Origin of the sequence: Pseudomonas sp. (assembly GCF_046581935.1) — a bacterium.
Taxonomy (GTDB): domain Bacteria; phylum Pseudomonadota; class Gammaproteobacteria; order Pseudomonadales; family Pseudomonadaceae; genus Aquipseudomonas.
In genome coordinates this window covers 265,071-287,174 of the sequence record NZ_JAYGFK010000003.1, presented here as the reverse complement: position 1 = coordinate 287,174, position 22,104 = coordinate 265,071, and the positions used below count along the sequence as shown (strand labels likewise).

Annotated in this window: 13 protein-coding genes and 3 pseudogenes; 10 read left to right on the top strand and 6 right to left on the bottom strand. The window is 57.4% G+C overall.

The annotated features are described in order from the left end of the window. Positions 1-33 precede the first annotated feature (33 nt). Positions 34-1,788, top strand: coding sequence for an ATP-binding protein (locus VCA57_RS03310; protein WP_411183534.1), 1,755 nt, complete (start codon positions 34-36; stop codon positions 1,786-1,788). Between the two features lie 188 nt (positions 1,789-1,976). Next, entirely contained in the window at positions 1,977-3,329 is a 1,353-nt protein-coding gene (locus tag VCA57_RS03305) for a sigma-54-dependent transcriptional regulator (RefSeq protein ID WP_411183533.1), read from the top strand. 3 nt (positions 3,330-3,332) lie between these two features. On the opposite strand, the gene VCA57_RS03300 is transcribed toward VCA57_RS03305, so the two are convergent. After that, positions 3,333-5,024, bottom strand: a complete 1,692-nt coding sequence (locus tag VCA57_RS03300) for an amidohydrolase (RefSeq protein ID WP_411183532.1) — start codon at positions 5,022-5,024, stop codon at positions 3,333-3,335. A 587-nt stretch (positions 5,025-5,611) separates the two neighbouring features. On the opposite strand from VCA57_RS03300, the gene VCA57_RS03295 reads away from it, so the two are divergent. The 6 genes from VCA57_RS03295 (at position 5,612) to VCA57_RS03270 (ending at position 13,739) form a co-directional block, all read left to right on the top strand. Next, on the top strand, positions 5,612-6,565 hold the full coding sequence (locus VCA57_RS03295) for a TAXI family TRAP transporter solute-binding subunit (RefSeq protein ID WP_411183531.1): 954 nt from the start codon (positions 5,612-5,614) through the stop codon (positions 6,563-6,565). 239 nt (positions 6,566-6,804) lie between these two features. Next, positions 6,805-8,832: a TRAP transporter permease gene (locus VCA57_RS03290; protein ID WP_411183530.1), complete on the top strand. Its 2,028-nt coding sequence runs from the start codon at positions 6,805-6,807 to the stop codon at positions 8,830-8,832. Next, positions 8,829-9,251 carry a DUF1850 domain-containing protein gene (locus VCA57_RS03285; protein ID WP_411183529.1) on the top strand — a complete coding sequence of 141 codons (423 nt, stop codon included), beginning with the start codon at positions 8,829-8,831 and terminating at the stop codon, positions 9,249-9,251. The genes VCA57_RS03290 and VCA57_RS03285 overlap by 4 nt, the downstream gene beginning before the upstream one ends. A gap of 144 nt (positions 9,252-9,395) precedes the next feature. After that, positions 9,396-9,896, top strand: a complete 501-nt coding sequence (locus tag VCA57_RS03280) for a GNAT family N-acetyltransferase (RefSeq protein ID WP_411183528.1) — start codon at positions 9,396-9,398, stop codon at positions 9,894-9,896. 412 nt (positions 9,897-10,308) lie between these two features. After that, positions 10,309-12,444 carry a TonB-dependent siderophore receptor gene (locus VCA57_RS03275; protein WP_411183527.1) on the top strand — a complete coding sequence of 712 codons (2,136 nt, stop codon included), beginning with the start codon at positions 10,309-10,311 and terminating at the stop codon, positions 12,442-12,444. Between the two features lie 65 nt (positions 12,445-12,509). After that, positions 12,510-13,739: a PepSY-associated TM helix domain-containing protein gene (locus VCA57_RS03270; RefSeq protein WP_411183526.1), complete on the top strand. Its 1,230-nt coding sequence runs from the start codon at positions 12,510-12,512 to the stop codon at positions 13,737-13,739. Here the strand turns inward: VCA57_RS03270 and VCA57_RS03265 are convergent. Continuing rightward, positions 13,736-14,476 carry a substrate-binding periplasmic protein gene (locus tag VCA57_RS03265; protein WP_411183525.1) on the bottom strand — a complete coding sequence of 247 codons (741 nt, stop codon included), beginning with the start codon at positions 14,474-14,476 and terminating at the stop codon, positions 13,736-13,738. The two genes, VCA57_RS03270 and VCA57_RS03265, sit on opposite strands and share 4 nt — an antisense overlap. 282 nt (positions 14,477-14,758) lie before the next feature. On the opposite strand from VCA57_RS03265, the gene VCA57_RS03260 reads away from it, so the two are divergent. Continuing rightward, entirely contained in the window at positions 14,759-16,426 is a 1,668-nt protein-coding gene (locus tag VCA57_RS03260; protein ID WP_411183524.1) for a BCCT family transporter, read from the top strand. A 96-nt stretch (positions 16,427-16,522) separates the two neighbouring features. Here VCA57_RS03260 and VCA57_RS03255 read toward each other — a convergent pair. The 3 genes and pseudogenes from VCA57_RS03255 to VCA57_RS03245 form a co-directional block, all read right to left on the bottom strand. Beyond that, positions 16,523-17,032 (bottom strand): annotated as a pseudogene (locus VCA57_RS03255) (methyl-accepting chemotaxis protein); the annotation flags it as partial. Between the two features lie 348 nt (positions 17,033-17,380). Continuing rightward, positions 17,381-17,518, bottom strand: a pseudogene (locus VCA57_RS03250) (HAMP domain-containing protein); the annotation flags it as partial. 1,601 nt (positions 17,519-19,119) lie between these two features. Continuing rightward, positions 19,120-19,281 (bottom strand): DUF2986 domain-containing protein, encoded by a 162-nt coding sequence (locus VCA57_RS03245; protein ID WP_411183523.1) that lies wholly within the window; start codon positions 19,279-19,281, stop codon positions 19,120-19,122. A gap of 699 nt (positions 19,282-19,980) precedes the next feature. On the opposite strand from VCA57_RS03245, the pseudogene drt5 reads away from it, so the two are divergent. Next, a pseudogene (gene drt5, locus VCA57_RS03240) lies at positions 19,981-21,417 on the top strand (antiviral reverse transcriptase Drt5); the annotation flags it as partial. A 388-nt stretch (positions 21,418-21,805) separates the two neighbouring features. Here the strand turns inward: drt5 and VCA57_RS03235 are convergent. Continuing rightward, positions 21,806-22,018, bottom strand: coding sequence for a DUF6434 domain-containing protein (locus VCA57_RS03235; protein ID WP_411183522.1), 213 nt, complete (start codon positions 22,016-22,018; stop codon positions 21,806-21,808). Between the last annotated feature and the right edge of the window lie 86 nt (positions 22,019-22,104).

The window sequence follows — 22,104 nt, the reverse complement described above, 5'->3', positions numbered from 1 at the left end:
ACCATGCCGGCTCTGCCTCGTTGCGAGCCGTGCATGCCTGCCTTTTTGCTGCGTTATCGCGTTGTCCTGATCGTCCTGCTGATCCTGCTCGGCCTGTTGCTGAGCATCTGGCTGGCCGGGCGTTATGCCGAGCAGCGCGCCTGGCAGGATCGCAGTATTGAGGCCCGTGGCCAGTTGCAGCTGTATGCGCAGTCCATCCATACCCTGGTCGAGCGCTTTCGCTCTGTGCCCGAAGTGCTGGCGCTGGACAGCGATATCAAATCGCTGCTGCGTGCGCCCGATGACCGTCTGCTGCGCAGCAAGCTCAATGAGCGGCTGGAACAGCTCAACAGCGCCGCCGGTTCCAACGTGCTCTATCTGCTCGATGCCAAGGGCGAAACGCTGGTGGCGAGCAACTGGCGTGACTGGAGCAGCTTTGTCGGCAACAACTACGCCTTCCGCCCGTATTTTCAGGATGCCGTGCGCCAGTCCTCCGGGCGTTATTTCGCGGTGGGCGTAACCACCGGCATCCCCGGTTATTTCCTTTCCCATGCGGTGCGTGATGACAACGGCACGGTCATCGGTGTGCTGGTGGTCAAGCTGGAGCTGGAAGAATTGCAGCGTGAGTGGGCCAGCCAGCCAGGGATATTGCTGGTGGCCGACAGCTATTCGGTGGTGATTCTCAGCAATCGTCCGGTCTGGCGTTTTCGCGCATTGGCTGAGTTGGGCGAACAGGCCCGAACCGAATTGGTGGAGGTGCGCAAGTACGCCGAGCAGACACTGAAACCGCTACCCAGCACCCTGCGTCGGCAGATTGATAGCGACAGCCAGTGGCGTCGGGTAGACGGCCCCGATGGCTTGCGCGATTACCTCTGGCAGCGCCAGCAGCTCGACGACGAAGGTTGGACCCTGCACCTGCTACACGAGCCGAAAACCCTGGTCGATAGCGTGCGCAGCTACCGCCTGGCCGCCGCCGGGGTGTGGATGACCCTGGCGTTCTTGCTGCTTTACCTGGCCCAACGGCGCAAGAATCAGCGCCTGCAAGTGGGCATTCGCGAGCGCCTGGAGCGGGAAGTGGCGCTGCGTACCGGCGAATTACGCGAGGCCCAGGACGGCCTGGTGCACGCGGCGAAGATGGCCGCACTGGGGCAGATGTCCGCCGCCATGGCCCATGAAATCAACCAGCCGTTGACCGCCATGCAGATGCAACTGGGCAGCCTGCGGCTGTTGCTCGACAGCGGCCGTCAGGATGATGTGCGCGAGGGCTTGCAGCGCATCGATGGCTTGTTGCAGCGCATCGCCGGGCTCACTGGCCACCTGAAAACCTTTGCCCGCAAGAGCCCGGCTGGCCTCAGTGAACGCCTACGCCTGAGTGATGTACTGGAGCAGGCCTTGCAACTGCTGGCGCCGCGCCTGCGCAGTGAACAGGTGCAGCTGCACACGGAGATCGACAGCAGTGCGCGGGTGCTCGGCGATGCCATTCGTCTTGAGCAGGTGCTGCTCAATCTGCTCAACAACGCCTTGGATGCGATGGCATCTGCTGAGTCGCGGCAGTTGCATATCCGTATTGAGCGGCAGGCCGAGCAATGCCTGCTGAGCATCACCGACAGCGGCGGCGGGATTGCCGCCGAAGTGCTGGGCCATGTGTTCGAGCCGTTCTTCACCACCAAACCGGTGGGTAGCGGTTTGGGCCTGGGCTTGGCGGTGTCCTACGGCATTGTGCGTGAGTTGGGCGGCAGCCTGGAGGCGGCCAACGCCGAGCAGGGCGCGGTGTTTACCCTGCGTCTGCCGGCAGCGCCAAATGCGTGACATCCCGTAGGATGGGTTAGCGGCGCAGACAGAACAGGTAACCGCAACGAGGTTTTCGAGCGCTGCGTAACCCATCAGTTTTAATACAGAGGGGGCTTGGTGGGTTACGCCGCCCCTAGGCATGGTGTAGGCCAGGCAACCGTGCCGGGCGGCTAACCCACCCTACCGCCGATTGATCAGGAGGTGATATGACCGGGCAAGTGATAGTCGTTGACGATGAAGCGGCGATCCGCGAGGCGCTGCAGCAGTGGCTGGAGCTGTCTGGCTTCAGCGTGCACAGCTGCGCCAATGCGCAGGACGCGTTGGCGCTGATTGATCGCGACTTTGCCGGCATTCTGGTTAGCGATGTACGCATGCCCGGCACCGATGGCCTGCAGCTGCTCGACAGCGTGCTGGAGCGCGACCGCGACCTGCCGGTGATTCTGATTACCGGGCATGGCGACGTGCCGATGGCAGTGCAGGCGCTGCGCCAGGGCGCTTACGACTTTATCGAGAAGCCCTTCACCCCCGAACGTCTGCTCGACAGCGTGCGCCGCGCCCTGGACAAGCGCCGCCTGGTCTGTGAGAACCGCCAGCTGCGCCAGCAGTTCGCCCTCAAGGACCATATCGAAGCGCAGCTGCTCGGCGTCTCGCGGCCGATGGAAACCCTGCGCCGGCAGATCCTCGAACTGGCCGGCACCTCGGTGAATATCCTCCTGCGTGGCGACACCGGCAGCGGCAAGGAGCGGGTGGCGCGCAGCCTACACGACTTCAGCAATCGCGCCGGCAAGCCGTTTGTCGCGCTTAACTGCGCGGCAATCCCCGAGCACCTGTTTGAAAGCGAGCTGTTCGGCCATGAAAGCGGCGCGTTTACCGGCGCGCAAAGCAAGCGCATCGGGCGCATCGAACATGCCGACGGTGGCACGTTGTTTCTTGATGAAGTGGAAAGCCTGCCGCTGGCCCAGCAAGTCAAATTGCTGCGCGTGCTGCAGGAGAAAACCCTGGAGCGCCTTGGCTCCAACCGCAGTATTCGGGTCGACTTGCGGGTGATCAGCGCGGTTAAGCCGGACCTGCTCGATGAGGTCAAGGCCGGGCGCTTCCGTGAGGATTTGTATTACCGCCTGAACGTCGCCACCTTGCGCATTCCGCCGTTGCGCGAGCGCCGTGAAGACATTCCGTTGTTGTTTGAACACTTCGCCAATCAGGCCGCGCTACGCCATGGCCGCGAAGCCCCGAGCCTGGCCCCGGCTGAGCTGACGCGTTTGCTGGCGCATGACTGGCCGGGCAACGTGCGCGAGCTGATCAACGCCGCTGAGCGGCATGCTTTGGGCCTCAGTGGCGGGGCCGAGCAGGCGGATGGCGGGCCGGTGCAGTCGCTGGCCGAGCAGATGGAAGCCTTCGAGGCGCAATGCCTGCACCGCGCGCTGCAACATTGTCAGGGCAATATCGCCGAGGTGATGGCGCTGCTGCAGCTGCCACGCCGTACCCTCAACGAGAAAATGCAGCGCCACGGTTTGCTGCGCAGCAGCTACCGACCCGCCGGCAGCAGCGACGAAGAGTAAGCCCTACAGCGCGTCGGCGGCGTATTTGCGTTGCCCAGCTAGGTACACCGCGCGCACCTGTATGCGCTGTAGGTCAGTTGGCGCGACTTGGTAGGGGTTTTTATCGACAATCAGCAGGTCAGCCCATTTACCGGGCTCCAGGCTGCCGGCCTGTGCTTCGATGCGCAGTTGATAGGCGCCGTTGATGGTCATGGCCCGCAGCGCTTGGTGAATATCGATGGCTTCAGCCGCGTTGAGGGTGCGCCCGGAGCTGGTGGCGCGGGTGATCGCGGTTTGCATCAGGCTGAACGGGCTGGCCGGGAACATCGGGCTGTCAGCATGCAGGGTCGGGCGCATGCCCTGCTCGAAGGCGCTGCGCACCGGCAATATCTGCTGCGCCATGCGTGCGCCGATGATCGAATCCTCTAGGGCGTCGCCGTAATACAGAATGTGGTTGATGTGGAACGACACCGTCACGCCCATCTTGGCCAGTACCGGCAGCCTGTCGATTGGCAGCTCTACGCCATGTTCCAATCGCAGCACCGGCAATGGCCCGGAGATTGGCCCAGCAAGCTTGATCGCCTGGGTCACGGCGCGTGCCGAGGCATCGCCCTGGCTGTGGATCGCAACCTGCCAGCCATCGGCGGTGTAGCGCTGGATTTTCGCCTGCATCTCGGCCTGGCTGAACATCGCCTCGCCATAACTGCCGGGGCTAATCCCCAGGCTGCCACTCAGTGGGCTGGCGAGGTAGGGTGCGCTGGTAAACATGCTGCCGGTGTAGGGCGAGCCGTCGTGCCAGAGCTTGACGCCGAGGATGCGGAAGTAAGGGTCGTCATTATCGGGATGATCGGGCAGGTATTTCAGTTCGTCCTCAACCAGGTAGAAGAACTGACGGATGCGCGGCTGCAGGTTATCCGAGGAGACAAAGCGCGCCATCAACGGCGGCACGTTGAAGCCCAGCGAGGCCACCGAGGTGAAGCCGTTGGCGACGAGGTTGTTGAGCACGGCCTCATAGCGACTGAACAGCTTCCAGGGTGATTTGAGGTCTTTCAGGAACGGTTGCGCCGCGCGGCTTTCGGCAATAAACCCGGTCAATTCGCCTTGGCTGTCGCGCTGGTAGTAAGCACCATCGCCGGGATCGGGAGTGTTTTTGTCGATGCCGGCTTCGGCAAAGGCGCGGGAATTGGCCCAGAATGAGTGCAGGGTTTGCGATACCAGCAGCACTGGGTTGTCCGGGGCGATTTGGTCCAGCGCCTGGCGCATGGGGATGTTCAGGTCCGGGGTGAGAATCGGGTCGATCCCGCCGGCATATACCCAGTCACCTTTCTCGGCGTTGGCCACCGCTTGCTTCAGGGCTGCCCAAACCTCGGCGTTGCGTGTGTGGGTAAAGCCGGAGAGGTCCGCTGCACCGTTGAATACCGCGCTAAGGGTCGGGTGCTCGTGGGCGGCGATAAAGCCTGGCAACACGCTGCTGCCTTGGAGGTCGATGACCTTGGTACGGGCAGTTTGCAGGGCGAGTATCGCCGCGTTGCTGCCAACGGCCTGAATCACACCGTCACGCATGGCAAGTGCTTCGGCGACGTCATCCTGCGGGTTGACGGTGAGCACGCTGCCGCCGTGCAGGATCAGCTGCGGGCCGTCATCAGCCGAGCAGCCAACCAGTAGGACACAAAGTGCGAATAGGCGGCTTAGATTTAACAGGCCAAACCTGGGCATGGCGTTATTTCCTTGTCGAATCACACCGACTGTTCAGGTATTGGCAGGCGCGTGTTTGGTGATGGGCAAAGGGGCTGCGTGTAGCGATCCTAATGATTTGAGCGTGGTTGTTGGCTATCAACCGTGGAAATGGCCAAGTAGGGTGATCATCTGGCAGAAAAGCCCTGCAAGCCCCGAGAAGTCTGCGCCGGACTATTTGCTATGGGATCAGCGGTTTTCCGCCTATTGCTGTTCTGGTGCTGGCGGAATTCCGCTCAATGTGCCCTTGTATAGTTGCTGTAACCGCTCTAGAACGCCACTTTCAGCTCTGGCACGGCATCTGCTATAGCTCTTGTCAGCCACGCACTTGATTGCGTTGGCATACATAAGAAAGGCAAGAGGTTAACCCTATGAGCTGCCAAGCATTATCTGCGCGTCCCGCGTGCCCGGCATCAACACCTGCTCTCTTGTGCGCTCGGCTGCGGCCGTGTGCAGGCGTTGCCTCTTTCCCCCATTCAGCTGATCCAGGCTTTGCACGGCCTTAGTGCCGTATAGCGTCTACAGTGAAAACCTCTGCATAAAGCCATAACAACGACGGAGTTTCTTCCATGCGAATGACTAAACGTTTCAGCCTATTTGCTGCTGCCGCAGCTTTTACCGCCAGCACCGCAGCCCTGGCTGCGCCGACCTTTATCAACATCCTCACCGGTGGCACCAGTGGCGTGTACTACCCGATTGGTGTGGGCCTGTCGCAGCTGTATAGCAACGGTATTGAAGGCTCGAAGACTTCGGTACAGGCAACCAAAGCCTCGGTAGAAAACCTCAACCTGCTGCAAGCCGGTCGTGGTGAACTGGCCCTGGCGCTGGGTGATTCCGTGGCGGATGCCTGGAATGGCGTGGAAGAGGCCGGCTTCAAAGCGCCGCTGACCAAACTGCGGGCGATTGCCGGGACTTACCCGAACTACATCCAGATCGTGGCCAGCAAGGAGTCCGGGATCAAAACCCTGGCTGACCTCAAGGGCAAGACCATTTCCGTGGGCGCACCGAAGTCAGGTACTGAGCTCAACGCTCGCGCGATCTTCAAGGCTGCTGGCCTGAGCTATGACGACATGGCCAAGGTCGAGTTCCTGCCGTACGCCGAGTCGGTTGAGCTGATCAAAAACCGTCAGCTGGACGCCACCCTGCAGTCTTCTGGTCTGGGTATGGCGGCCATTCGTGACCTCGCCGCGACCCTGCCAATCACCTTCGTCTCGGTACCGAGCGACGTGACTACCAAGATCGGCAACGCGGCCTACCAGCCAGCGGTGATTCCAGCGGGTACGTACGATGGCCAGGATGCCGATGTGCCAACCGTGGCCATCACCAACATTCTGGTGAGCCATGACGGCGTGCCGGAAGAAGTGGCCTACCAGATGACCAAACTGATGTTCGAAAACCTGGATCGCTTGGGTAATGCCCATTCCGCCGCCAAGGACATCAAGCTGGAAAATGCAGCGAAAAACCTGCCGATCCCGCTGCACCCAGGTGCTGAGCGTTATTACAAAGAAGTCGGCGCGCTGTAAGGCCGCTGTAAGCTTGGCCGCGTAGGGTAATGCGAGCACATGATACCCAGGCGGCCCAGCGTGGAAGGTGTACACCTTCCTCTGTCTGATGGGTTACGCCGTTACGCGGCTAACCCATCTTATCCAGCGCCGATGCGCCATCCTGTAGGTAGAGTTGCGAATAAAACCGGCGTGCGCGCTACGGTAGGTTTTGTTGGCGACTCTCGTGCTAGCGAAGTTGTAATGAGGGTATCCGCTCCATGAGTGACCAAAACCAAGGTCTTGCTGGCAGCCCCAGTGAGTGGCCGAAAGCGCTGTTTTATGTCGCGCTGCTGTTTTCCATTTTCCAGATCACTACCGCCGCCTTTCACCCGGTATCCAGCCAGATTCTGCGGGCGGTACACGTGGGTTTTCTGCTGCTGGTGGTGTTTCTCAGTTTTCCCGCCTACGGCAAGGGCAAGCCTTGGCAGCCGTTGGCTTGGCTATTTGGCCTGGCTGGTATGGCCACGGCGTTCTACCAGTGGTATTTCGAGGCGGATCTGATTCAGCGTTCCGGTGATCTGACCCAGAGCGACATGGTGATTGGCCTGGTGCTGATCGTGCTGGTATTTGAGGCCGCGCGCCGGGTTATGGGCATCGCTCTGCCGCTGATCTGCGCACTGTTTCTGGCTTATGGACTGCTTGGCCAGTACTTGCCGGGCGAGTTGATGCACCGTGGTTATGCCATCGACCAGATCGTCAACCAACTGGCCTTTGGCACCGAAGGCCTGTACGGCACGCCGACCTACGTTTCGGCCACTTACATCTTCCTGTTTATCCTGTTTGGCGCGTTTCTCGAACAGGCCGGGATGATCAAGCTGTTCACCGATTTCGCCATGGGCCTGTTCGGCCACAAGCTCGGTGGTCCGGCCAAGGTCTCGGTGGTGTCGTCGGCACTGATGGGCACCATCACCGGTTCGGGCGTGGCCAACGTGGTCACCACTGGCCAGTTCACCATCCCGCTGATGAAGCGCTTCGGCTACAAATCGGCGTTTGCCGGTGGCGTTGAAGCAACCTCGTCGATGGGCAGCCAGATCATGCCGCCGATCATGGGCGCGGTGGCGTTCATCATGGCCGAGACGATCAACGTGCCCTTCTTTGAAGTGGCCAAAGCCGCGCTGGTGCCGGCTTTGCTGTACTTCGGCTCGGTGTTCTGGATGGTTCACCTGGAGGCCAAACGCGCCAACCTGCGCGGCTTGCCGAAGGATGAATGCCCGAACCCGTGGAAGGCCGTGAAAGAGCGTTGGTATCTGCTGATTCCACTGTTCATCCTGATCTACCTGCTGTTCTCTGGGCGCACGCCGCTGTTCTCCGGGATGATCGGTTTGGCCATGACCGCCATTGTGATTCTCGGCTCGGCTATCATCCTGCGGGTGTCGTCCAAGGTCATGCGCTTCGCCTTCTGGATTGCTCTGGGCGTGCTCTGTGCGGGGTTCTTCCAGCTGGGCATCGGTGTGGTGTTCGGTGTGGTGGCGTTGTTGGTGGCGATCTGCTGGTTTGTTAAAGGTGGCCGCGACACGCTGACCATCTGCCTGCACGCCCTGGTTGAAGGTGCGCGCCATGCGGTGCCGGTGGGTATTGCTTGCGCCTTGGTCGGGGTGATCATCGGCGTGGTGTCGTTGACCGGTGTGGCCTCGACGTTTGCCGGTTACATCCTGGCCATCGGCCAGGACAACTTGTTCCTCTCGTTGCTGCTGACCATGCTCACCTGTCTGGTACTGGGCATGGGCATCCCGACCATTCCCAACTACATCATCACCAGCTCGATTGCTGCGCCAGCCTTGCTGGACCTGGGCGTGCCGCTGATCGTCTCGCACATGTTCGTGTTCTATTTCGGCATCATGGCCGACCTCACCCCGCCCGTAGCGCTGGCCTGTTTCGCAGCTGCACCGATTGCTAAGGAAACCGGCTTGAAGATCAGCCTGTGGGCCATCCGCATTGCGGTGGCCGGGTTTATCGTGCCGTTTATGGCGGTGTACGAGCCGGCGCTGATGCTGCAAAGCGATAGCCTGTGGGCCACCTTCTATGTGGTGTTCAAGGCGGTGGTAGCGATCGGCATCTGGGGCGCAGTGTTCACTGGCTTCCTGCAGATCAAAATGCCGTGGTGGGAGCGTGCGCTGGGCTTTGCGGCGGGCGCGAGCTTGATTATGGCCACGCCAATGAGTGATGAGATTGGCTTCGCCTTGGCTGCTGTGTTTATTGCCCAGCATGTTTGGCGGGCACGCCAGGCTCAGGTGGCCACTGCATGATCGGCCTGTGTCTGGGTTTGGCTGGCGCGATATGGGCAGAGGTGCCCACGCCCGCTTTTACCCTGGCGTGGAAGCACACCATCGAGAAGATTCGCTGGGAAGAGGATTACCGCGTTACGCCCGAGGGGTTGTTGCTGGGCGAAGCGCGGGTCAAGGGTTCCGGAGCCGGTATGGAAATTCCAGACGGCGCCGAACTACGCGAGGGCAGCTGGCATTACCAGCGTCAGCTACCACCCTTGCAGCCACTGCGATTGGGGCGAACCCCCGAGGCAGGGGATTACCAACTGTGTTTCAACCAGCGTTGTCACTCCATGAGTGAATGGCTCGGCCCGCCACAAGCGACCCAGCCGGCGTTGGAACTTTGGAGTTGTGAGCTAAGCTCCCCAGCCGCTTCGGCGACTGGCCAAGACGACGGTTAATCGACGTCCGCTCCCAAGGCCACAAGCCTTGGCTGTTGTAGAGGAGAACCCCCATTTGGCTCAGCCGGTGGGGGTTTTGTTCGTTTGCAGGAACGAGTAGGTTGCACGGCCGACTTCGTTCAACTGACCGACAAGCAGGGCCCTATGAGCACCATCACCTATTACCTGGCGATGCAGCACCCCGAGCAGATTCTTGGCAAGGCGTTGCCGGCTGACTTGAGCGTGGTGGAATGCCAGCTCAAGCAATTTCAGCTCAACCGTTTTCTCTACCAACTGGTCGGCGAACCCTGGCAGTGGACGGACAAACTCAGCTGGAGCGGGGCGCAGTGGCGCGAGTTGATCGAGCAGCCGGGGCACCGCACCTGGGTTGCCTATCATCAGGGCGCAATCGCGGGGTATTACGAATTGCTGCGCGATACCGAGGGCGCGGTGGAAATTCTCTATTTCGGCCTGGTGCAGGCGTTCTTTGGCCAAGGCTTCGGTGGCCCGCTGCTGACCCATGCCTTGCAGTCCGCCTGGGCTTGGCCGGGCACCACAAAGGTCTGGGTGCATACCTGCAGCCTCGATCACCCCAGCGCCTTGGCCAACTACCAGGCGCGCGGCCTGCGTATCTATTGCGAAGAGGTTGAGGCCGACGCCTCGTAAGCGTGTCCGCTGCTGGCGGTCAGAACGCACCGGGGGATTCGCCCATGCGCCGCGGCCTCAACCGTCTTCTGCCTCTCTTCACGCTTGCCAGTGACGTATCGCTGCAAGTGCTCAGCGTTCTGCGACGGCAAAACCGTGCGCGTTGGGTGGAGGGGCGCTGCAAGAAACTCAGCAGCCGGTGATTTGGCGGCAGTGAAGGTCTATCTCTTGTCCGGTTTAATAGAAATTAATCTCAAAAGATAACAAAGCTTATTTGCGTTGACTGGCGGCAAAAAATCCTGCGAAAATCTAACGGATAATTATTAGCGTTTGCATCTGTGTGCTGGATAACCCGCACGCATGCGGCTAAACGCTTCCTGCAAGCAAGGACGACCCTGCAGGCCATTCGATATTCGTATTGGGGAGAGTCCTTGTGTTGTCCAGAAAGACCCACTTGGCCGTGGCTATCGCCGCTGCCTGCAGTTTCAACCACGCCCTGGCTGCTGACGCTACAGCAGTACAACTCGATGCCCAGACGGTATTTGGCAGCACTGACGATGCTCAGTCAGACAGCTACAAGGCTCCTCGTAGCAGCGCCGCGACCAAGCTGGACCTGACCCCGCGACAGACACCACAGGCAGTCTCAACCATCACTGGCGCGCAGTTGGAGGACTTCAAGCTGACCAGCGTGAATGATGCGCTGAAGGCTGCGCCAGGTATCCAGGTACAGGAAGTGGAAACCGACCGTACCTACTACACGGCGCGTGGTTTCGACATCACCAACTTCCAGTACGACGGCATCTCCGTGCCCTTCGTCTATGGCAACGTCGAAGGTGACCTGGATACCGCCATATACGAACGTGTTGAGGTCATTCGTGGTGCCAACGGCCTAATTTCTGGCACCGGTAACCCATCGGCGACCATCAATTTCGTGCGTAAACGACCGACCGCTACGACGCAGGCTCGCGTCGATCTGACGGCAGGCTCATGGGACAAACGACGCATCGACACCGACGTATCCGGCCCGCTTAACGACGCCGGAACGGTGCGCGGTCGCGTGGTGTACGCCAACGAAAACAAGAATTCCTACCTCGATCGCTATTCGCGCGAGAAGAACATATTCCATGGAGTGCTGGAGTTCGATTTGGACGACCGCACCCTGTTCACCCTCGGTCACACCCTACAGACCAGCGATGCTAACGGGGCGATGTGGGGGGCATTGCCGCTGGTCTATCAGGACGGCAGCCATACCGACTATTCACGTTCCACCAGCACGGCCGCCGACTGGTCCTACTGGGATAACCAAGAGAATCGCAGTTTCGCCGAACTGGCGCACACCTTCGACAACGGCTGGCAGGCCAAGGGTGTGCTGACACGTGTGGAGAAGAAGAGCGATGGCTCGATGTTCTACATGTACGGCACGCCTAACCGTGAAACGGGTGCTGGTCTGTATTCCTACCCGTCCGAGTATACGGAAAAGAACACTCAGCTAATTGTCGACTTGCAGGCCAGCGGCCCGTTCAGCTTGGCCGGCCGAGAGCACGAGGCGACATTAGGTGCCAGTTGGTCGCGCTCCGAGCTGGAGGATCGCTCTTGGTATGACTCGACCACCGGCACGATGCTGCCGCCGATGGAAGATTGGAATGGCAACATCGGTAGTCCGCTCAACGACAACGGCAGTAACGGCAGTGACTTCACTGATCGCATGAAGAGCCTCTATGGTGCTGCGCGCTGGAGCCTGACCGACAGTTTGAGCCTGATTACCGGCGCTCGGGTTCTCGACGTTAAGAGCGATGGCACTAACTACGGTTTGGCGAAGTCCTCGCAGAACAGCGGCAAGGTCGTACCTTATGCCGGCGTGGTCTACGACCTCAACGAGCAGTACTCGGTCTATGCCAGCTACACCGAGATCTTCGATCCGCAGACCAAGACCAATATCAGCGGCTCGCGTCTGGACCCCGTTGAAGGGGTCAACTACGAGGCTGGGATCAAGGGCGAGCTGTTCGACGATAAGGTTAATGTTGCGTTGGCCGTGTTTCGCACCGAACAAGACAACTTTGCTCAGCAGGCCGGCACCAACGGCGGCGTAGCCTATTACGGGGCCATCGATGGGCTGACCAGCGAGGGCTACGAACTGGAATTCTCTGGCGAACCGCTGGACGGGCTGCAGCTAAGCGCCGGCTACACCTTCGTCGACATTACCAATGCCGATGGCTCACATGGGGTGACCTATTCGCCCAAGCACATGATCAAGACTGCAGCGACTTACCGCGTCCCAGGGATGGATAAGCTCAAGGTGGGTGCTGCGATACGTTGGCAGGACGATATCAAGATCGCCGTACCACTGACTGCCGACGACGGTTACACCAGTCTGGGCAGCGCCGATGCCGAACAGAAGGCCTACGCCGTGGTTGATCTTATGGCCAGCTACGACATCGATCCGAACTGGAGTGTGTCGGCCAACCTCAACAACCTCACCGACGAGAAATACCTGACCAGCTTGTACTGGACCCAGGCTTATTACGGTGCCCCGCGCAACGCCAGCGTGACTGTCAGCTGGAAATACTAGAAAGCTGCCATGCCGGCGCCGCACAGGTTGCCGGCAGGTTGCCACTTACCGTGACGAGATAGCCCATGCGTACCTCACTGGTACTTTTACACCGTTGGTTCGGCCTGTTTATCGCGCTGTTCCTCTTCGTTTCCGGCCTGACTGGGGCAGTGATCTCCTGGGATCACGAGGTGGATGAATGGCTTAACCCGCAGTTGTTCGAGGCGCGCAGTGAAGGGCCGGCGCAAACGCCTGAAGCCTTGGCTGCACAATTGGAAGCGCGTGACCCGCGCCTACAAGTCGGCTTTATGCCGCTGTATACCGAGCCTGGCCACGCCTTCGGTGTCACCGTTAATCCGCGCATTGATCCGACCACCGGCAAGGCTTATACGCTGGACTTCAACCAGATCGCCCTCGACCCAGTAACCGGCGAGGAGCAGGGCAAACGCATGTGGGGCGCGGTTTCGTTGAGCCGTGAAAACCTCATGCCGTTTCTCTACAAACTGCACTACAGCCTGCATATCCCTGATGGTTTTGGTATTGAGCTGGGCATTCTGCTGTTTGGCATCGTTGCTATCGTCTGGACGCTGGACGCTTTTATCGCCCTTTGGCTGTCTTTTCCGAGCTGGCGTGCCTGGCGAAAATCCTTCGCCTTTCGCTGGAAACAGGGTGGCTACAAACTGAATTTCGACCTGCACCGCTCTGGCGGCGTGTGGGTGTGGGGTTTGCTGCTGATCCTGGCGGTGACCTCGGTATCGATGAACCTCAATGTGCAGGTGACCCGGCCGCTGGTTGAGTTGTTCTCGCCGCTGACCCCAAGCCCTTTCGCCAGCCGTACTCCGGTGAGCCTTGATCAGCAGAAGCAACCGGGTATCAGCCGTGCTGAAGCGGTAACCCTGGCAACAGCCGAAGCTACGCGCCTGGGCTTGGCGAACCCTGCCGGCGGGGTGTTTTATTCACCAGAATTCGATGTGTACGGTGTGGGCTTCTACACCGCTGAAAACGACCATGGCGACGGTGGCCTGGGTAATCCTTGGTTGTATCTGGATGGCCAAACCGGCGCGATGGCGGGTAACCAGATCCCGGGTACAGGCAGCGCTGGGGATATCTTTATGCAGGCGCAGTTCCCGCTGCACTCCGGGCGCATCATCGGCATGCCGGGACGCATTCTGGTGTCGCTGCTGGGGTTGGTTGTGGCCATGTTATCGCTGACCGGCGTGGTGATCTGGGCGAAGAAGCGCCGCTCGCGGGTGCTGAGCAAGCAAAGCAGCCGCAACCGCGGTGTCGTAGTTAAAGACGTATCGCTGCAGCCTTAGTGACCAGTTAGCGGGTTGCTGATGCCGTGGCGGTCTTTAAGTGTTTGCACCAGCTCGGCCTGATTGATCAGGAAGGCATCGAACTGCTCAATCACCTCCGGGTGATTGAGGGTTGAGAGGAAGTAGTAATCATCCTGATGGGCCAGGCTGGGATCGAATACCAGCGATTCAGTTTTTGTACTGTTGTACAGCTGGTGCTGAACCACTTGTGGATTGAGGTAAACACCGTCGACCCGATCATTCAGCGCCATGGCCAGCAGTGAATCGATCTGGTTGGCCTGAATCAGCAAAATCTTGCCCGCCTTGATGTCATCCAAATAAGGCCACGGGGTAAAACCGCGCTGGGTGCCCAAGCGGCGCAGGCGCTCTTTGCCTTGGCCAAGAAACTGCGGCTTAACCAGCACGCCATCAATGGCTGGCGCGGCTGCCTGGCTGAAATACACCTTATAAGCCTGCTTCTTATCGGCATTCCAGCGTGGGTTATCTGGGTATTTGAAATCTAACCGGCCGTTGAGGAAGTCATTCAGCAGGCGGCGCACAGGTAATGGTTGATAGACAAAAACATGGCCTTGCTGGGCTGCAAAGGCGTCGAGCAAGTCACGGCCGTAGCCGACGTAATGCCCCTCCACGACACTGGAATAGGGCATGTAGGGTTGCAACTCAACCCCGACCGTAAAGGTCTCGGCGCCGGCTAGCGGGGCAAGGCCAAGCAGCAAACAAATCAGCAGAACTCTCATTATCACGTCTCGTAAGGCCGCCTTTGTAAGCCACCTAGCAACGATAGCTAATTGCCACTCATCGTGGGCGCTAAGCTAGCAAAAAACTGACCAAATAGACGAGAAAAGCTGCCGTAAACGCCCCGTTTTTAACGGCAAAGGCCGCCAATACTGGCTTTGCGCCTGCACGTAGGGGCTATGGCTGTTACCCTGTACCCCGCAGCTGCCGGTTCGGCGGCTGTACGAGTAGGGCAATCCCGTCCTCGTGCGCGTAAAGCGTGCCACACGTCAAAGGAGTCCCCCATGGGTCAAAAACCTTCGTCTGACACGACCCCGCAACCAGAAGCGGCAACTCTGGAAGGTATCCCGGCTCCTACCGGCGATGCCAATCTGATCGACACGGACTACGTGATCGGTCAGGACAACATCAAAGGGCAGTTCTCATTTGCCCTGGATATCCACGGCAAGGTCTTCACCATCTCCGCGCTCACTGTGGTGCTATTTGTGGTGCTGACCCTGGCCCTGCAAAACCAGGTAGAGCCGCTGTTCAGTGCCATGCGTGGCTGGCTTACCAGCAACCTGGCGTGGTTCTTCCTCGGCTCGGCCAACATCTTTGTGCTGCTTTGCTTGGGCTTGATCGTCTCGCCGCTGGGCAAGGTGCGCATCGGCGGTATGCAGGCCACGCCTGATTATTCCTACACCGGCTGGTTCTCCATGCTGTTCGCAGCGGGCATGGGCATCGGTTTGATGTTCTATGGCGTAGCTGAGCCCATGTCGCACTTCTCGGCGGCGCTGGGTGGCGTCAGTGTGGGTGAGGATGGCTTACGTACCGATTGGGCACCTTTGGGTGCGGCAGCCGGCGACACCGCTACAGCCGCGCGCATGGGCATGGCCGCAACGATTTTCCACTGGGGTCTGCATCCCTGGGCGATTTACGCGATTGTCGCGCTGGCCCTGGCGCTGTTCTCGTTTAACAAAGGCCTGCCGCTGTCGATTCGCTCGATTTTCTACCCAATTCTCGGCGAGCGCGTGTGGGGTTGGCCGGGGCATATCATCGATATTCTGGCCGTGTTCGCCACCCTGTTTGGTCTGGCGACCTCTCTCGGCCTGGGGGCTGAGCAAGCGGCGGCGGGTTTAGACCAGTTGTTCGGCATTGCCGCTACCGATACCAGCAAGGTGTTGCTGATCATCGGTATTACCGCGATTGCGCTGCTGTCGGTACTGGCCGGCCTGGATAAAGGCGTTAAGCGCCTCTCCGAGCTGAACATGGGCCTGGCCATTCTGTTGCTGCTGTTTGTGATCATCGCCGGCCCGACGCTAGCCATCCTCACCGGCTTCTTCGACAACCTCGGGGCATACCTGCAATACCTGCCGGCATTGTCCAATCCAATTGGCCGTGAAGACGCCAACTTTAGCCAAGGCTGGACGGCCTTCTACTGGGCCTGGTGGATCAGCTGGTCGCCGTTCGTGGGCATGTTTATCGCGCGGGTCAGCCGTGGCCGCACCGTGCGTGAGTTCCTGATTGCCGTATTGCTGGTGCCGTCGCTGGTGTCGGTGCTGTGGATGACTGCGTTTGGTGGCACGGCTATCGGCCAACTGGTGGGTGACGGCTTTACCGGCGTGCAGGATGCCGCGCTGGAGCTGAAGCTGTTTGCCATGTTGGCGGAGCTGCCGTGGTCAGCGATCAGCTCGTTTGTCGGCATCGTGCTGGTGATCGTGTTCTTCGTCACTTCGTCGGACTCCGGCTCGCTGGTAATCGACACCATTACGGCTGGCGGCAAGGTCAACGCGCCAGTGCCGCAGCGGGTGTTCTGGGTGATTATCGAAGGTGTAATCGCCATTGCCCTGTTGCTTGGCGGCGGATTGGTGGCCCTGCAAGCCATGGCCGTTTCGACCGGCTTGCCGTTTACCATCGTGCTGTTGGTGGGCTGCGTGTCGATCGTCAAAGGTCTGATGAGCGAACCGCGCTGACCGTTGCGGTTGGGTAAGAAAAAGCGCGCCTTCGGGCGCGCTTTTTTGTAGGTGGTTTCGACAACTGTGGCCGATGCCACGGTGTTTCTGCTGAGTTCAGACCTTAAAGCTTTCCACCTGACGACGTAGCGCCTGATAGAGCGCCGAGATCTGCTTCGACTGGCTCTGCACTTCTTCCGACATGCCGCGCACGCCGTCAGTCTGGTCCTTGAGCGCGAGTAGGTTCTCGCTGATGTAGTGCGAGGTCTTGGCCTGCTCATCCGTGGCCTGTGCCGTGTGGGTCGCCATCTCCTGCACGCGCTCGAAGGACGTGCTCAGTGTGTCAAAGACGCTCGTAACCTGGCTAATTTGCGCGGCGGTGCTCTCGGCGTTGCTGCGGCTGTTGCGAATGGCGCTGGCCGACTCAGCCACGCTGAGCTTGAGGCGCTCAATCATCTTGTCGATTTCGCTGGTGCTTTCTTGGGTGCGCGTGGCCAAGGTGCGTACCTCGTCGGCTACCACGGCAAAGCCGCGCCCTTGCTCACCGGCTCGCGCGGCTTCGATGGCGGCATTCAGGGCTAGCAAGTTGGTTTGCTCGGCGATTTTGCGGATCACCTCCAATACCGCGACGATAGCGGCCGAGTTCTGCTCCAGATCGGCGGAGCGCTCAAGCGCCAGCTCGATATCAGCCACCAGCCGCTCGATGGCCTGGTTAGACAGGTTAACCGCGTTGGCTCCTTGATGAGTCAGGCGGCTGGAGTTATTAGCCTCCTCGGCCGTGCCCTTGGCCAGATCCGCCATCTGCTGGTTTGAGGCGTTCATTTGGTTACCGGCGCTGACCATGGAGTCGGACGAGCTGACCAATCCTTCGCTGATCCGCCCAGCCTGCTCGGAGACGGTGTTGAGCTGGCCAGTCATGCCGCCCAGCGTGACCGACTGCGTCTGTATGGCACTGATAATCCCCCGCAGGTGCTCGACAAAACCGTCGAACTCCCTGGCGAGATCCCCGAGTTCATCACGCGAGCGGGAGTTTATGCGTTGGGTTAGGTCGCCATCGCCTTCGGCAATTTCCTTGATGCGCCGGGTCATGTTTTGCACGTTGCGCGTCAGCATTAACGGCACGTAGAAGCCCACCATCAGGGCGATCAAAAAGGCCACAGCGATAACCAACACGGCAATTTTCTGATAGCCGGCAATCCGCTCCTTAACGGCTTCCTTCTGGCTGCGGGCGTGCTCGTTAGCCGCCTCACCTGCCTTGTCGAGCACCCCGCGAATGGCGTCAAAGCGCTCATTAGCTGTGGCCCTATCCTGCGGGATCATGGCCTGGCTCTTCGCTGGCGGCGCATCCAGCATGGCTTTGCTCTGTTGTATCCATTCGTTGAACAGCTCATCAAACTTCTCGTATGGTTTGATCAGCTCGGGCTCACGGATCAGGTAGCTACGGTAGTTATGGAAGCGCTGCAGGGCTTGCTGAATGTTCTCTTCAAAAAAGGCCCGGTTATCAGCCGCGCTGCCTGAGCCAGCCGCCATCTTCTGCAGGGCCAGCCGCGCCTGGTAAATATCACGGTCAGCGTTGAGCACTTCGGAGAGTGCCTCCACATACTGCTGGAGATCGACGTCACCGTCAGACGCGGCCTTCTTCTCGGTTATGTGCTGGCGCAACCGCTCACCGGCATCGTCGAGCATGTTGCGCATCGTCTGGAACTTTTCATCCTGCTGCTGCAGGTTGCTGGACAGCGCTTTACCCGCTTCGAAAGAGGCATTCAGCGATTTGCTGGCCTCCAGCCACTCTTTATAGAGCTGATCGAAATTGGCAAACGGTGCGATTACCTCGGGCTCATCGGCCAGAAAGCCGCGAAATTTCTGAAAGCGGTCGAAGACCTGTTGAGCGTTCTCGTCAAACTCGGCCTGGTTGTCGGCTGCTGTGCCTTCCCCGCTCATCAGCCGTTCCTGGGCGATCAGGGCCTGATAGATATCGCGGTCGGCATTGAGCACCACCGAGACCGCCTCGAAATAGTTCTCCGCCTGGCGGCGCATCGCCTCTTGCTGAACCTGAGTCATCAGCAGCATAAATACCAGCAACCCACCAAGAATCAGGGCCAGCAGCGCTATCGGCAAAATCATTTGAACGCGAATCGAGTGGAGGCGCATCAGGAACTCCTCGCTTACGTATTACTTAACGTTATTTTGAGGTGAGTCTAGGTAACAGAATCAGACTGCGCCAAAGCGGGGCCAAGATTATGGCCAGGTGGGGGGCTTATGGTTTTGCGGTTAGCGAGGTTTGCGCTGGTCGGGACACTGCTTTAGCCGCGACGCTTTGCTTTTCCGCCGGCAGGGCTTCGTAGGCTGGCTCGGGCCGCGCAGGTCGAGCTTGGCGATACCCATCACTTGGCTATTTGCTCGATGTGCTTGGCATTACACCGTATGCGCTGACGGCTCGTGGGAGGGGCTTCAGCCGCGACTTTTCAGTGCTTGGCATTGCACTGCGTGTGTAGAGGTTTTGTGTTGCGCCCTTCGGGGGCACTTTCTCTTGCTGGCCCATCGCCGCTCTCGCGGCACCCGTACCGCTCAATCCCTTACGCAGCGATTCTGCGCATCCAGCTGACGGGACCGTTTGCGACGAGGTTCGGTTAAACCAAAAGTGACCTCTGACGCAATTTCTATGGGCCGCATGTTAGTAAACAGTAAGAAGAATATTTATAAGAGGTGAACTATCAATTATCAGAGATGCTGATTGAATCTTCACTGGCTTCGGCCGTTGGTTTCAAACGGTCGGCTTTACTAACGTATGTAGACTTACGTTTTGGTGCCAACTTAGCGCTGGCCTTTTTGGCGTGAGCTTGTAGTAACTGCTTAATCTTTTTGCGACGGTTCATATGTGCAACTCGATTGTAAGTTGTTGAATAGTAGAAGCTTAGAATGTTGAGCCGGATTTAGATAGTGCGCGATTAGCGCGTAATATTCAGTTTAAGCACGCTATTAGGCGATACCCATCACTCGGCTGATGGTTCGTGGGAGGGGCTTTAGCCGCGACGCTTTGGTGCTTTGCATTGCACCGCGTGTGCAGATATTTCTGTTGCGCCCCCTTCGGGCGCGTCACTTTTTCTTGCTTGCGCGCGGCGGCTGGCCAGAAAAAGTAATCCAAAAGAAGGGCAACCCGACATCCGGCCCTGCCTGCGGCAGGGGACGTTCACGCCATCAGTGCTCCAAGGGCCCGACCGGATGCGGCCTACTGTCGAAGGGCCATCCCTTGTTCATCGCAACTCTCGCGGCATCCATGCCGCTCAACCCCTTGCGCAATGATTCTGCCCACCCTCCTGACGGGAGATTTGGCGCACGTCTGGGAGTCTGGAGTTTATGGCAATGGGTCAGTGGTTTGTTGGAGTAGTCTTGCAGTGAATATGGAGCTACTTTGCTTATGGGGTTTCGTAACGGTACAGCTGGTTGTAAGCCGCAGTTATATGGAGCTATGTGTTATAGCTGAGATGTGCTAACCAACGGTATATCTAGATAAAATAATATATAAGTAGGTTGTAACGACAAATCACAGCAAGGTCAAAGAATTTTATCTCTGGGACTATGATCGGACACTATTCCCAATGGATACTTGCAGGGTTTTAATAGAAAATAATAGTAACGCCCTGTCGGCTTATATTGGAAAAATTGCCAATCCCAAGGAGACAGGATATTCATTTCTTTCTCAAGAAACAGCTTATGCAAGTAAAGCTCAGCATCATCTCAGGAGAACCATGAAGTTAGATCCTGTCGCTGAGTATTATCTGTATGAAATGGCTTATAAGAATAGGAAGATATTCAGGAAAAGTACTAATCCCTCAAGAGAGAATTTTGGGTACAGGTTTGTGGACGGAAAACCCATAGATATAAGTGATGGATATAAAGAGTTTGTTTCTAGGGCGAGCGAGCTAAAGTCAAAGTACAGCTATTTTATAAAGTTTGATATATCATCATACTTTAATTCTATTTATCATCATGATATTACAAACTGGTTTTCTTCCCAGAAGCCGACGCAAACTGAAATTGATTTGTTCGGTCAATACATGCGTGAGATAAATACCGGGTACTCCATCGATTTTCTTCCACATGGACTATATCCGTCAAAAATGCTTGGGAGTCATTTCTTATCATTTATGGATCACTCTGAACTGGTTAAGTGTGAGCACATGATAAGGTTCATGGACGATTACATGCTTTTTTCAGACTCGAAAGATGTTCTGATCAGAGATTTTCAAACAATACAAAAGGGGTTAGGCCAAAAGTCTTTAAATCTTAATTCTGATAAGACGGTTCTATTCTCCGATAAAGAAGTTTCTATCGAACAAACGCTCCATGATGTAAAAAGCGATTTGCTAAGTAAGCTGTATGTAGGGTTAGTTTCTGGAGTCGATCATGAGGAATATGATGATGCCGTTATGGGGTTGTCAGAAGCAGATATTGAGTACCTTGTTAGTCTTTTAAGTGAAGATGAAGCAACTGACAATGAAGCAAGTCTAATTCTAGATTGTATTCATGAGCATTCAGAAAATTTCTACGAATTTATTCCAGATTTCCTATATAAATTCCCTCATCTTGCAAAGAAAATATACTACAAGTGTGAAGACGTATCTGAAATATCAGAGCTTGTTGAGGGATTGATTAAGCTTTTGGAATCATCGCACTCGATGAGTGAGTATCAGTTATTTTGGATAGCAAAGATTGTGGAGAGCTATCTGTTAGGTGCTAATTCAGTTGGTAAATTACTTGCGTTACTTTATGAGCATAAAGATGCTACAAATATCTCTATGGCTAAGGTCTTAGAAATACCAGAGGCTAGATTCGGTATGCCTGAGTGGAGAGAGGTTCATCTTAAAAATGGTTCTAGTGGTTGGTTAGCTTGGGCTTCAGCAGTTGGTATGAGGAATGGCACAAAGCAAAGTAGGAATTATTTATTGGGATATTTTTCAAAAATCAGTACTATAAATAAACTGATTGCTGAATCAATTATTGATTTATAAGTATTTCTGGAGGCAGTTAATAAGAGTTGGTGCTAAATAAATTGGTGTTATGCTCTTATATAAATAAGTATGTATATCAGCCGCGTGCCAAGCCACCGTCAGAGGACAAGTGGAGAAGTTGCGTAGGAGACGAGCCGCTGGATGTGGCGACGACTGCATGGATGAAGGAGGTAGAGCAAAGCGAAACCCGGATGCAGGGGCGCAACCAGAAACATCAGCAAATACGGTGCTGTGCCGAACGCCAAATAAAACGTCGCGGCTGAAGCCCCTCCCACGGTCAGTGCCTTCGATGTTGTGCCAAACACATCGGCGAAATGGCTAAGCAATGATGGGTATCGCGATGCTCAATCTACGCGGCCCGTCCCATCGTACGTTGCTTATTCCTTCGCTACTGCTGCTGACGCCGCTGCCATTCCGCCGCTACGTCACCCATTGTTTTGGGTGCTCCGTCTTTTATCCACGCCATAAACGCGCGATTAAAGCGGAAGTCAGGGCCGCAAGCTTCGGTTAGAAAACGGCGAACATTTTGCGTATTTCGATAGGTGGTCGTGATCGGTGTTGCTGCCGTTATCGTGTCGCTGTGCCAGTCGAAGCTATTCATCCTGGTTTCTCGAGGTCGTAAATGCGGGCGGGGTTATTTACATGGGTGGTTCAGTTTACAAATAAAACCTTCGGCATTTGTGCTGG